The following is a 12,857-nucleotide window of genomic DNA, read 5'->3' on the forward strand; positions in this document are numbered from 1 at the left end:
GCTTTTCTTTTTTATTTTTCGCCTACGGATGAGAGAACTTGAGCGAGTGCATTTGTGACCTTGCCATGCTCTGATGCATGCGGCCGGTCATCTCCATCTCCATAGCCGTAATCAATCATGCGATTACGGTTTAAGCAAAGCTTTGTCAGCTGAGGCTGGAATAGATCAAATAAAGCAAAACGATCTTTTAGCTGTGGAAATTGCTTTTGATACTGCTGAATTTCTTCTGCAAGCAAGCGCCAAAGCGTCGTTTCATCTAACAGATTGTGATTGTCTAACACGTTTGACACGTAACGAAGATTGCAAATAAACAGACCCGTAAAAATAAATTGTACAAGACCCTCAGGCGGCTCACTACGCAGCACTTCCTTTAGATCTTCTTCTAATGAAGCCAATTCAGGCAGCGGTTGATCACTAATGTTCACATCATCAACAAAATCTTTGATCGCCAAACGATGCGGCTTATGATCTTTTAATACAAGAATTGTATTTTGTCCGTGCGGTGAAAACACCGTGCCATATTGATACATAAAGTGCAGAAGCGGCGGCATGACAACATGGAAGAATGACGCCATCCATTCTTTTGCTGACAGACCCGATTTTTCAATGAGCTGCTTTAGATAAGGCTCGCCTTCATGATCCTCATACGTCAGTGCCGCCAGCGTAACAGGGCTCTCCCCTTCATCTAAATACGTATAAATGCTTTCTCTAAAAATGACCCCAAGCATTTCAAGGTATTGATATGGCGCACCAGGTAGCTTGCTGTAATAAGGATGATCAACATTGATACTCGCATTCTCACCTGGTAAAATGACGCGGCATACATCGGATAAAAAGGCGTCTTGATCGGCAATTCCTTTAATATGCGCTGTAATACGTGGCGCAATCACCGTACGTTCTGATGGGAGCCCCCGGTACACTAGCGTATTTAAAATACTCATTGGCAGTTTAATATGATGCTTGCCTTTATTTGAGATGTTCGTAAAGGTTCTGATCGATTGCTGTGGAATATATTGATCCAGCCCTTCTCCTAAATACACAATACGGCGCATGGCTAAATCTTCGGGGAAATGCTGGATGATCATATGCGTCCACTGCCATTTATGAACAGGCATCATATAATAATCAGCCGCATTTAGCCCTTCATCCTTTAACACACGTTGGAATTGACGAATCGTGACTTCATCTAATTCTTTGGCAATGATGTGCTCATAGTTCTCATGATCGACCGCATGGAATGTCGCAAGTTCTCGGTGAACAGCAATCCAAGACAGCTGAACACATTCCTGCCTTTCAGGTGCATAGGCTAAGTAATCATCGTAGCTGAATCCAATACGCCCTTTGTTATAGACGATCCAAGGATGACCCGTCATCTCGCCTTCAATCCATGCGTAATCTGTATCCGTTAACTCATCTGCACGAAGTGCTTTTTTCGACAGCAAATGAACATCCGCTAACAAGGTATGGTGAAGCTCTTTGATCAGATGGCCAGTTGTTTCAGAAGACATTGGGATGATTGGCTGAATGTCTAGTAAAAACACAATGGCACTAACATCCTTTGTCCATGTTCCGTCTTGACAGCACTCGATCGATTCAGCAATCGTATCAAAACTATCAAACAAACGAGGTTTTGCGAGATAACGATATTTCTTCTGTTCGTGAATGATTAATTCATATTGGGCGATGCCATCCTGATGATTTAGCTGAACGGGATGAAGCATATCCTCATACATATATTCGGACAGCATTTTTGCCACCATTCGCTGGTTTGCTTTTTTCCAAGCAGCAGGATTTACCGCTTTTTTCAATTCATCTTGTACACTCATCGGTTCATCCTCCTTACCCTTTGATTTCTTCAAATGTATTTGCGTGTTTATGTGTACCGAATGTCTGGAAGACATGCTTTTCATAAAGTGGATACACAGGTCGACGAGCCAGTTCATTGATAATGACACTGTTTCGGTACGCCCCTAGCCCTAAATCTGGTGCGCCTACTCCATGTGTATGCAGCTCTGCATTTTGTACAAAAATATCATTCTCACCTAATGTGTTTGTTTTCAATCGATATTCACGTTCGACCTGGAAGCGTCCTTGATGATCCCACTGAATATGATGGGAAATCGGATCAATAAATGGCGGTAATACGGATTGATAGCCCGTTGCCAAAACGACAATGTCTGTCTCATGCGTAAAGGATTCCTCTTTGACCCATTGATTGCATGAAAGCGATAAGCCGTCCCTCGTTTCCTCAATCAAATTGACCTCCGTCATCGCCTGCAGCACGGTGTTCAGCTGCTCTCCGCAAGCAGAACGTTCATAAAGCAAGTGATAAATATCTCGGATCATCGCTGAGCTGATGCCTTTATACAGCAAATCTTGCTGCTTTAATAGCGCATCTTTTTTAAGTTGCGGAAGCTCATAAAAGAAATCAATATAGTCTGGAGAGAAATACTCAAGACCCAAATTTGAATATTCCATTGGGAAAAACCCTTTAGAGCGTGTAAACCAATGAATATCCTTCGCCTCATCGTCTGATAAAATGTCATAGAATACTTCTGCCGCACTTTGACCAGAACCGATGACCGTCACGGATTTTCCTTTAAAACAGCCTTCTTTCTTTCGTTTCAAGTAATCAGCAGAATGAAACACCCGATCCCCTAAAGCTGGCTGAAGAGGTGCTGGTACCGCAGGCTGTGTGCCGATACCTAAAACAAGATGCTTACTTTCAAACACCTCTACCGTTTGATCTTTCACATGACGGACATGCACTTCATATCGTTTTTCTCCAGCTTTTTCAACAATGGAGACAGATTCGACATTCATGCCAAATCGGCAAGAATCTAATTGATCCGCGACCCAGCGGCAATAATGGCTATATTCCTTGCGCGGGATATGGAAGTCTTCTAGAAAGTAAAATGAATACAAACGGTTTTGTTCCTGCAAATAGTTGAGAAAGCTATATTTGCTTTTCACATCCGCCATACTGACAAGATCCGCTAAAAAGGGGACTTGAAGTGTTGTCCCTTCAATGAGCATACCTGGATGCCAGTGGAACGCTTCACTTCTTTCAAAAAACAAAGCGTCAATTTCGTTTACTTCTTCAGATAATGCAGCAAGCCCTAGGTTAAATGGTCCAATGCCAATCCCAATGACATCCACTACATTATTTTGCTTGTTGAACCGCGTCATGGTTATACTTCCTTTCAAATCGATCTCGATGACAAAACATTAAAAGACCTGTTTTATCTGGTAAAGTGACTGGTTTCACACGTTCGAATCCACACTTTTCAAAGACATGAATCATTTTTTCGTTCCGAATATCTGGCTCAGCCACGATTTTTTCTGTTCGTTTGTTCTGCTCAAACTGAAATGCTGTCATGGCTTGAAGCAGCGGAGCCGCAAATCCTTTCCCTACATAATCTGGCTCTCCAATTAACAGGTGAATGCCTTGATCATGCGGAGAAGGCTGATAGTACGATTCAATGATATCCCCTTTCACATTGTATGCTTCAAAATAGCTCATCGGCGTGCCATCAATGGTTCCTAAATAAAGGGTTTGATGCGGATCATGAATGGCCTGATAAAAGTGCTTTTCAAAAGCAGGAAATGGAATATTCAAATGCCAAAATGGGTGGACATACTCTTCTTGCATCCACTTGTGGACAAGCTGGACGTCCCGTTCATATTCAGCGCGAATGAACCCAATTCGATGCCTCATCCAATCAGCGCCTCCTTATGTAAAAAGAGCGGATTCAACACAGACGTGTACCTGGATTGCGTTTCTAAAGAACCCGTCAGCTCATCCATATCTTCAAACCGCGTGAGTAAGTTCGCTTTTGAAGGCAGCTCCTGTGACCGGAGAAGACTGTTCGTCAGCTCAGATGCACCATATGTCTCTTCATGCGCAAGCAGTGTGTCTCTAATCAGGGCTAATAAATCTTCTTCTTTTGCAAGCCCCTCTGTACCAAAACCATTCACAAGACCAAACAAATGATTAAAGAAGAAATAGTAACGCAGTCTCTCAACCGCTACATCGTCTGCACAAATGGTTTCACTTCTGACGCTTAAGTTTTGAACAAGCTTCGCAAGCTGATCCTTTTTCGATTCGCTATAATAGTAGCCTTGATTGTCACGATAATAGAATGTGTGCGGATATCCATTCTTTAGCTGTACGACAGCATTTTGCTGATGGGCTTCAAGGGCAAGACCATACGTTTCAAACAGCCAAAGCATCGGCTCTAACGAAATCGATAAATATTGTGTGAACCAATCACGGCTGACATCTTCTGTTGATCTGCCTTCAGCGTCTGCTAATTCATGGATAATGCCTGAAAGCCTTGATTTTCCTCCGTATGCATGATCCTGACATAGCCCTGCAATTAAGCTAGCCCCTTTTTCATGATGCAAAAATGGATTTTGACGAATGACGACTTCAAAGCCAGATTCCGCCTCATCCCCTTGAATAGATAGATACGCAGGATCTTCAATCACACGGAATCCAGAGAATTTGTCATATAAAGAAACGCCTAATTCTGTTTTTAAGATACGAGACATCTCAACTCCGCGATCAAGTTCCTTTTGTTTGTTAACGCGTAAAGAGTTTGTGATCTTTACAGGGACAGAGAATTTGAGCATGTACGCAGAGTCTTTTTGATAGACCGTTCTAAAGGAAGATGTCGCTGTGTATTCAGATCCTAGCGGCCCTAAATACGTCAGCATCCCGTCCTCTATATAACGCTTGACGAACGCTTTCTCCATGACCACTTGGACTTGTAGCGGATGAATCGGAATCAGGACATATTCACCGCCTTCTGTTAACGTCGTCAGTCTCTCTTTTTCTTCTGGCATCTGGCGCATGAGCTCCTCAAACATGAGACTTGCCGCAGACTGTGAAATTGAAGAATCCTGAAGCACAATTGACGGATGTGCTTTAAAGTAATGAAGCTGGAAAGAGCCTTTCAGCTCAGGAGAATAAATAGCTTCCTCCTCTTCTGTCATTCCTTGTCTGCTTTTTGGTGTAGGATGCGTTAAATGCCCAAGAAGGAGTGACTGCTCCGCTTCGATATATTCAAAATCAGCTGAAGAAAGAGCTGCTCGATCACCATCTCTCTCTCTGATGAATCGTTCAATATTCCGGCAGCTTAAAATGATGCGAAGCATGAACTCATCCTCTGCATCTGTGCGGCCATATTCAATGAGAAGTTCCTTTGAACATAAAGCAACAAGTGTGGTGTAATCAACGATCGTTCCCTGTTGCTCACTACCTTGCGGGCGAAAGCGAACGGGAAAATCAAAGAGATGACGGCCTACAGGCGAAAAATATCGAATCGGAATGACAAGCTCAAGATCTTGTTTTGCTAATGCTGCTACAAATACAAGTGAGCCGTCTGCTTTTGTCTCTTTCTTTGCAGATCGATCAATTCCTGTTTCACGTAAAAAACAGTTTAAAAAGCTTTGCATCGTTGCATTTTCAGCCATTTGTTTATATTGACTCAACGTAGTACCCTCCCGGATTGAATATGAGCGATCCCGATATCAACAATGTCAGAAAGGATTTCCTCAATATGTGTAATAGTCGTTCTCGGATTTAACAAAGTGAATTTTAAGCAAGTTTGACCATCGGCTACTGTTTTTGCTACGACAGCCGTTCCTGTTTGGAAAAGTGTGCGATGAATGATTTTATTAATGTCATCTGCGTGATGATCATCTATAAAACGAAACACGACTGCATTGATTTCTGGATCAGGATTGATCACCTCAAGATGCTCATTTTTCTCAATCAACGTAGCCACATCTTTCGCAAAATGGATGGTATGGTCAATGATACTTGCAAATCCTTCTTCTCCAATCATACGCAGAGAGAGAAGGAGTTTTAGCGCATCAAATCGGCGCGTCGTCTGAACAGATTTATTCACGAGATGCAGAATGCCTTCCAGTTCATCTTCCTTTGGATTGAGATAATCTGCGTGGTAATCAATCAAACCAAAATGTCTTTTATCCTTTAGTAAAAATGCCCCGCAGGAGATCGGCTGATAAAATTGCTTATGAAAGTCAATCGTGATCGAATCAGCCAGCTCGATGCCATCTAATTTTCCTTGGAAGGTTTTGCTTAATACAAGTGCTCCTCCATAGGCAGCATCTGCATGAATCCACAAACCGAAAGGCTTCACCATGTCATATATGTCATGTACAGGATCAATACTGCCAAAATCAGTTGTCCCGCAAGTCGCCACGACTGCAAATGGAAGCAAATCCTGCTCCTTAAGCTCCATAAGCTTCTTCTGCAAATCATGCAGGTCCATTCGGTGATGTTCGTCTGTCTCAACTAACACAACAGCCTGTTCACCTAAACCTAGCTGAGATGCTGATTTTTTTACAGTGAAGTGGGCATTCTTGGAGCAAAGAATCCGCATACGATTTGCCTCGCTCGGCAACCCTTTCTGCTGTACATTCCATTGCCAAGTGTTTTCACAAAATGCATCTCTTGCTAAAAGCAGTCCCATGTAGTTAGATTGGGTTCCACCGCTCGTAAAGGTCCCATCTGCTCGTTCTCCATAAGAAAACTTTTCACATAACCACTTGAGGATTTCCTCCTCAACCAAAGATGCAATGCCGCTTTGATCAAAGGAATCCATTGATTGGTTAAAGGAACTTACGATCACCTCTGCTGCCAGAGCAGGGATAAGAGGTGGGCAATGCAAATGTGCCAGGCATTTAGGATGTGACACATCCACTAAATGCGGTAAAAGGTGATTTTTTATATCTTGAAAAACAGACTCAATGGATTCACCAGCCGGTTGAATCTGGAATAACGATTCGACATGAGCCGCTAATTTCCCAGGCAATATTCCGCTATACGGTCCTCTGCTTGTTTGCCACTCTGCCAGTAAGCTGTCGATGGATGTGTAGAGTGCCGCTTGGAAGGACTCCCTCCCAAGCTGGCTTTGTTGAATAAATAATGAATCGACAGATGGTTTAGTTGACTGCATCGTAAACTGCCTCTTTAAAAATCGTGATGACTTTTTCAAGCTGTTCTTCTGTCATGATCAAAGGCGGTAAGAATCGAATCACACTTCCAAAACGGCCTCCTGTCTCCACAATTAAGCCTTTATCGAAACAATTCTTTTGAATGAGACTGGCTAGCTCTGGATTTGCTGGATAACTGCCGTCCACATCCTGTTTCTCATCTGGATTCACAACTTCAACACCAATCATTAATCCTCTTCCTCGCACATCACCGAGAGCAGGCACTTGTTTTTGAATGTCTTTTAGATTGGCCTGCATACGCTGACCAAGCGCTTCTACATGATCAAGCAGATTGGTTTCTTTTATATATTTAAGCGTAGCAGTTCCAGCTGCCATCGCCATTTGATTTCCTCTAAACGTGCCAATGTGTGCACCTGGATTCCATTGATCTAAGTCTTTGTCATAAATCACAACGGATAGCGGAAGGCTTCCCCCAATTGCTTTTGATAACACAATGACATCTGGCACAATACCAGCATGTTCAAAGGCAAACATCTTACCAGTTCGGCCGATGCCTGACTGAACCTCATCAATAATAAGTGGAATTCCTTTTTCTTTTGTGATTCGTCTCATTTCTTGTATCCATTCAATTGATGCCGGGATGGAGCCGCCCTCCCCTTGCACCGCTTCAAAGATCATGCCTGCTGGCGGGAGAATTCCACTCTCAGGATCATTTAATACACGCTCAATATAAGAACTGGAAATGCGATGTGAGTCTTTACCGCCGATTCCAAATGGGCAGCGGTATTCATATGGATAAGGCAGGAAGTGAACATCTGGCATTAATCCTTGTACTTTTTCTTTTGGCGATAAGTTGCCGCTTAATGACATCGTGCCATGTGTAGCACCATGATATGCTCCGTGGAATGATAGAATGGAACGATTTCCCGTCGCTGTCTTGACTAATTTAATTGCTGCTTCTATAGCATCACCACCAGTTGGTCCACAAAATTGAATTTTTGCTCTTTTTGCAAACTCTTCTGGCAAGTGAGAAAAAATCTCATTCACAAATTCTTCTTTAATCTCTGAAGTGATGTCCAGCGTATGCAACGGTCTTTTTTCATGAAGCATACGTTCAATAGCATCTATAACAACCGGGTGATTGTGACCAAGGGCAAGTGTTCCTGCACCTGCTAGGCAGTCATAAAATTCTCTACCATCTGCATCTGTCACGATCATACCTTCGGCTTTTTGCATGGCTAATGGGAACCGTCTCGGGTAAGACCTTGCATTAGATTCTCTTTGACTTTGTTGCTCTAAAAATTGCTGATTTTTAGAAACGGTTTTGATGGACATAATAAAACACTCCTCCAATTGATAAAGATTATCATTTTCATTTACTAGCCTAGAGGATGTAAGATATGAAAGTCAATTGTATTCAAAAAGATGATTCTAAAAGCATATGAATGCTATATTCTCTTTTTAACGAGTAATTTCGTGTATTTTTTACAAACATCTACAGCCATAAGGCGATGTAACGTTTGAGTATGAAAAATATTGAAAAAAATTACAAAACAATTCTCCTGGTTCTTTTGCTCTATGCGTTGTAGCTCCCTTGCTTGATACGCGACGGCCGAATGAAATGAATGTAGTAAAACAAAAAATGAACGTTATTTTATCTTGATATAAATGGTTATGATGGTATAATTTCTCTGAAACGAAAGGGAATCGAGGGAGATCTGATGATTTTAACGAAGCATGACCTTCACCACTACTTGGCACAAGATCAGAAAGCACTTGCCATCAATCGAAAAAGACCAAAGTGGCTTGGGGATGATATTTGGAAATATCAAAGATATTTACGAAAATATGAGTACTATACGAATAGCGGTGCTACGTTACGCAAATGGTTTTATCGTTACTTACATAAAAAGAAAGGCATGCAGCTTGGCTTTGATATCCCAATTGGTGTATTTGGACCTGGGCTCAGAATCAACCATACTGGGCTGTTGATTGTGAACAAGCACGCCAAAATCGGATCGTTTTGTGATATTCATCAAGGCGTGAATATCGGTCAAAACCATCATGAAAAAGATGTGCCCGTCATTGGAGATCATGTATGGATCGGCCCTGGCGCTAAACTGTTTGGAAATATTTATATTGCGAATCATATTTCCATCGGAGCAAATGCAGTAGTGAATCGCTCCTTTCATGAAGAGCGGATTGTCATTGCAGGTGTCCCTGCTCAAAAAATAAAAGAAAAAAGCCCTTCTTTATGAAGGACTTACTTGACCAAAGCAGTGAGCCACATGAGATAAAATAAGATGGATAAACATGAGGATCATCATGCCTGAGCCCAACACCTTTTATCCTTATGATGCTATGGCGCCATCAAACCATCAATCGGTAGCAACTTGAAGTGAAAAAAATCGCCACAGCCGTACTCTCTAATTTGCGTTGGAGTACCCGAAGACCAGCATGAGAAAGTACAAGACAAAGACGAGGATGGCAATCGCATAGATGAGAATGGACACAATCAGTACTGTCCAGCCCAACCCTTTTCTTCCTGTTTGAATGAGATATATTCCAAGTGTGAAGAGCCCGAGTAAAAGACCTAAGATGGCCCATAACCATTTATTTTTCCCGTGTTTTGGTGCATCAACGAATAGGTAGATTGCGACTAAGATGGATACAAACCAACCTGTAATCCATTTCACATTCATCCGCCACCCTTCTTTTTCAATTTATTGAATCTTACTATACTTTTTTCCTAATCTTAAAAACAACTATTCAAATGAATGATTCGGAAGGCTTTGCCATTCTTCTCTCAGCATCCCATACCGCATCGAATCATAATACTCCCCTTGATAGTAACGAACCTTACGCAGTCTTCCCTCAAGGATAAACCCGCATTTCTCTGCGCAACGCATCATGCGTTCATTTCCAGACCAGGTGGTCAGACCGATGCGTGGGATATCAATGTGTGAAAAGAGTTCATCGATCCATAGACGCAATGCCTTTGTTCCAACGCCCCCATTCCAAAAGCGTGAGTCATAAATAAGAATCCCACACTCCAGCCAACGTGTGCGCTCATTCTCCCAATAATAAGAAACTGTACCCTTTAATTCACCTCCGACATCAATGCCAAATAGTTTTGGCAGGACAGAATCATCCTGTAAATAGCGTTTTTTAAATGCAGCAAGCGATATGTCATGTTCAATAAAATACGGTGCATTCCACTTTCGATAGGCCTGGTCTGGGGCTTTAAACCTTAAATGCCATACCACTTCTAAATCGGTTTCGTCTAATGGACGTATGCTCACAATCTCTTCTTTTTTTCCTTTCATCTGTTCACGTTCCTTTACTTTGTCGTTCTTTTAGCAAGATGACGATACTCGATAGGCCTCATGCCTTCATTTTGCCGAAACAGCTTTGAAAAATAAGTAGGGTCATCAATGCCTACATGTTCTGCAATGAGAGCTATTTTTTCATTCGTTGAAGCAAGCAGGCTTTTGGCTTTTTCAATTTTGAGTCGATTGATGTACTGGCTCGGCGTCAGTCCGTACACGGTCTGCATGCACCTTGTCATGTAATCAGGATGATAATGGAGAATCTCTGCCAGCTTCTCCATCTGTAATTTTTGCGTAAAATGACGTTCAAGATAGTGAACCACTTCTGAAGCGACAGTCTCCTTTGCACTTGGAATATGAAATGCTTCTTTTTGTAAATGAATGAGCATTTCCTCAAATTGAAGCTGCTTTTTGAGCTGAAGTTCAGACGCATCATCATTTAAAGCGCGCATCGCTGAAAGATGCTTCTGTAGCACGCTTCCCCCTTTCACTTTTCCTTTTCGGGGCAGACGAAATTCATAGCTTGCTGCTTTTTCAAAAGTGGCTTGATTTTGCTTCATATCAAACCAGTGTTCTCTCGGCCGATCTGTGAACTCAAATGAATCAATTGAGAAATGCAGCCACTCGTAAAGTGTTTCTTCTTTGCATGGCACATGTCCACCATGGGCAAGTCCCGGTGATAAGATGATATATTCTCCCTCTTTTACGTGATGAGGCACCTCGTCTTCTGTGATCCATAGTTCCCCTTTCGTGACATAAAGAAGATCAAATACGGTGAAAATTCTGGAGATATGTCGTTCTCCTGGATGGAATACACCTTTGCCTGAAGCAATATAGACTGGAAATGGCGGTACAGTAAATGTAATAAACGGACCCATATTCATCCCCTTATGAAGTCGGATTTCTCCAATAAGTTTCGGTTTCATCTCTTCTTATTATAGTCGATGCAAGGTACACTATAAATCGGATTTATACGAAAGAAGGCGATGTGATGAAACCACAAGCACTAACAATACAAAAGGTTCAAGCCAAAAGTGAAAAATCCCACCCTTCATTATTTGCATTAACTTGGCCTATTTTTATCGAAATCTCTTTATATATGCTGATGGGCAGCGCAGATACACTGATGCTCAGCCAGTATTCTGACAATAGTGTTGCCGCAGTAGGGGTTAGTAATCAGCTATTAAATCTATTGATTGTGATGTTCAGCTTCATTACGACTGGGACGACGATTGTCATTGCGCAGCTTTTAGGAGCGGGCCGCAAGCAGGAAGCGACCCAAGTTGCCTATGTATCACTAGGCACCAACTTCCTCATTAGCTTTGTGATCAGTCTTCTTATGTTTGTGTTAGCTGTGCCCATCCTGCATATGATGGGATTATCAAGCGAGCTAATGCCAGATGCAACCGTCTTTTTACAGATTGTCGGCCTGCTTTCTTTTATACAGGCGCTCATTATGACCTATAGTGCTATTTTAAAAAGCTATGGATTCACGAGAGATACGATGTATGTCACCATCGGTATGAATCTGTTAAACGTTGCTGGTAATTATTTGGTCATCTTCGGACCATTTGGCTTCCCTGTATTAGGTGTCATGGGTGTTGCTCTTTCCACATCATTTGCACGGTTGATCGGTCTAACTGCCATGATCCTCATTGTTCGACACCGAATTGGATTGCAGTTTTCATTCAAGCGAATGTTTTACATCCAGCGAACGCATTTAAAAAAACTGCTAAAAATCGGCATTCCTTCTGCTGGAGAACAGCTTTCTTATAATGGCTCTCAAATGATTATTACGCTGTTTATCACATTTATGGGCACGCAAGCACTGGCAGCAAAAGTCTATACCCAGAATTTGATGATGTTCATTATGTTATTTGGTGCCGCCATTAGCCAAGGAACACAAATCTTAATCGGGCGCCTGATCGGGGCGAAAGAATTTGATGCGGCCTATCGAAGATGCATGAAAAGCTTATACTGGGCCATTGCCATCTCGCTTCTTTCTTCGACTGCTTTATCTTTATCATCGACGCATTTACTTACTTTTTTCACTAGCAACAGTGAGATCATTCAAATCGCGAGCGTCCTCCTCATATTGACGATTATTTTAGAGCCTGGACGTTCTTTTAATATGGTCATCATCAACTCCTTGCGGGCAGCTGGTGACGCGAAGTTTCCAGTCTATATGGCGATGATTTCAATGTGGGGCATCGGCCTTCCGATCGCTTATTTATTAGGCATTCAACTTGAGATGGGCCTGATCGGGGTTTGGATTTCTTTTATCGTGGATGAATGGGTAAGAGGTATCTTCATGTATAGGCGGTGGCGTTCAAGGGTGTGGACGGAGTATCGGTTTACTTCCACATAAAAAGGACTGCGGGTGCAGTCCTTTCAGATTGTTGACAAAGGGCTAAAATGAACTTTATTTTAGCCCTTTGTCTTCTTTTCAGCGTGATAGAAAACCTTTGCAGCCCTAGGAAGGACGAGCATCGGCGTGGAGCGAATTTAAGCGCAGGACTGACACCGAATGCGAGGGTTTGT

11 protein-coding genes are annotated in these 12,857 nt (G+C 42.3%); 2 read left to right on the forward strand and 9 right to left on the reverse strand.

What is annotated here, in order from left to right; genetic code table 11:
- Positions 1-11 precede the first annotated feature (11 nt).
- The 6 genes from FXF70_RS11125 to FXF70_RS11150 are packed head-to-tail and all read right to left on the reverse strand — an operon-like array spanning position 12 to position 8,322.
- Entirely contained in the window at positions 12-1,826 is a 1,815-nt protein-coding gene (locus tag FXF70_RS11125) for an IucA/IucC family protein (protein WP_035700240.1), read from the reverse strand.
- 13 nt (positions 1,827-1,839) lie between these two features.
- Entirely contained in the window at positions 1,840-3,189 is a 1,350-nt protein-coding gene (locus tag FXF70_RS11130; RefSeq protein WP_148780251.1) for a lysine N(6)-hydroxylase/L-ornithine N(5)-oxygenase family protein, read from the reverse strand.
- Positions 3,164-3,718 (reverse strand): GNAT family N-acetyltransferase, encoded by a 555-nt coding sequence (locus tag FXF70_RS11135; RefSeq protein WP_008348567.1) that lies wholly within the window; start codon positions 3,716-3,718, stop codon positions 3,164-3,166. Before FXF70_RS11135 ends, FXF70_RS11130 begins: the two co-directional genes overlap by 26 nt.
- Complete coding sequence (locus FXF70_RS11140) at positions 3,715-5,496, reverse strand: IucA/IucC family protein (protein WP_046527334.1); 1,782 nt, start codon at positions 5,494-5,496, stop codon at positions 3,715-3,717. The genes FXF70_RS11135 and FXF70_RS11140 overlap by 4 nt, the downstream gene beginning before the upstream one ends.
- A complete protein-coding gene (locus FXF70_RS11145; RefSeq protein WP_148780252.1) occupies positions 5,493-6,989 on the reverse strand; it encodes a pyridoxal phosphate-dependent decarboxylase family protein in 1,497 nt (498 codons plus the stop codon). The genes FXF70_RS11140 and FXF70_RS11145 overlap by 4 nt, the downstream gene beginning before the upstream one ends.
- On the reverse strand, positions 6,976-8,322 hold the full coding sequence (locus tag FXF70_RS11150) for an aspartate aminotransferase family protein (RefSeq protein WP_017360200.1): 1,347 nt from the start codon (positions 8,320-8,322) through the stop codon (positions 6,976-6,978). The genes FXF70_RS11145 and FXF70_RS11150 overlap by 14 nt, the downstream gene beginning before the upstream one ends.
- Positions 8,323-8,708: 386 nt before the next feature.
- On the opposite strand from FXF70_RS11150, the gene FXF70_RS11155 reads away from it, so the two are divergent.
- A complete protein-coding gene (locus tag FXF70_RS11155) occupies positions 8,709-9,245 on the forward strand; it encodes a serine O-acetyltransferase (protein ID WP_008348575.1) in 537 nt (178 codons plus the stop codon).
- A gap of 168 nt (positions 9,246-9,413) precedes the next feature.
- On the opposite strand, the gene FXF70_RS11160 is transcribed toward FXF70_RS11155, so the two are convergent.
- From FXF70_RS11160 to FXF70_RS11170, 3 genes are all read right to left on the reverse strand, one after another.
- On the reverse strand, positions 9,414-9,689 hold the full coding sequence (locus FXF70_RS11160; RefSeq protein WP_008348576.1) for a hypothetical protein: 276 nt from the start codon (positions 9,687-9,689) through the stop codon (positions 9,414-9,416).
- Between the two features lie 63 nt (positions 9,690-9,752).
- Positions 9,753-10,313, reverse strand: a complete 561-nt coding sequence (locus FXF70_RS11165) for a GNAT family N-acetyltransferase (protein WP_035392472.1) — start codon at positions 10,311-10,313, stop codon at positions 9,753-9,755.
- A 14-nt stretch (positions 10,314-10,327) separates the two neighbouring features.
- Positions 10,328-11,194, reverse strand: coding sequence for an AraC family transcriptional regulator (locus FXF70_RS11170; RefSeq protein WP_148780316.1), 867 nt, complete (start codon positions 11,192-11,194; stop codon positions 10,328-10,330).
- 113 nt (positions 11,195-11,307) lie between these two features.
- Here FXF70_RS11170 and FXF70_RS11175 point away from each other — a divergent pair, with 113 nt between their 5' ends.
- Positions 11,308-12,684 (forward strand): MATE family efflux transporter, encoded by a 1,377-nt coding sequence (locus FXF70_RS11175; RefSeq protein WP_148780253.1) that lies wholly within the window; start codon positions 11,308-11,310, stop codon positions 12,682-12,684.
- The last annotated feature ends 173 nt before the right edge of the window (positions 12,685-12,857 follow it).

This window comes from Bacillus sp. Y3 (assembly GCF_008123875.1).
Classification (GTDB): domain Bacteria; phylum Bacillota; class Bacilli; order Bacillales; family Bacillaceae; genus Bacillus; species Bacillus altitudinis.

Excerpts from the sequence above, each read along its gene's own strand:
- FXF70_RS11125 (WP_035700240.1), bottom strand. The coding sequence starts at position 1,826 with ATGAGTGTACAAGATGAATTGAAAAAAGCGGTAAATCCTGCTGCTTGG.
- FXF70_RS11130 (WP_148780251.1), bottom strand. The coding sequence starts at position 3,189 with ATGACGCGGTTCAACAAGCAAAATAATGTAGTGGATGTCATTGGGATT.
- FXF70_RS11155 (WP_008348575.1), top strand. The coding sequence starts at position 8,709 with ATGATTTTAACGAAGCATGACCTTCACCACTACTTGGCACAAGATCAG.
- FXF70_RS11165 (WP_035392472.1), bottom strand. The coding sequence starts at position 10,313 with ATGAAAGGAAAAAAAGAAGAGATTGTGAGCATACGTCCATTAGACGAA.
- FXF70_RS11150 (WP_017360200.1), bottom strand. The coding sequence starts at position 8,322 with ATGTCCATCAAAACCGTTTCTAAAAATCAGCAATTTTTAGAGCAACAA.
- FXF70_RS11135 (WP_008348567.1), bottom strand. The coding sequence starts at position 3,718 with ATGAGGCATCGAATTGGGTTCATTCGCGCTGAATATGAACGGGACGTC.
- FXF70_RS11170 (WP_148780316.1), bottom strand. The coding sequence starts at position 11,194 with ATGGGTCCGTTTATTACATTTACTGTACCGCCATTTCCAGTCTATATT.
- FXF70_RS11145 (WP_148780252.1), bottom strand. The coding sequence starts at position 6,989 with ATGCAGTCAACTAAACCATCTGTCGATTCATTATTTATTCAACAAAGC.
- FXF70_RS11160 (WP_008348576.1), bottom strand. The coding sequence starts at position 9,689 with ATGAATGTGAAATGGATTACAGGTTGGTTTGTATCCATCTTAGTCGCA.
- FXF70_RS11175 (WP_148780253.1), top strand. The coding sequence starts at position 11,308 with ATGAAACCACAAGCACTAACAATACAAAAGGTTCAAGCCAAAAGTGAA.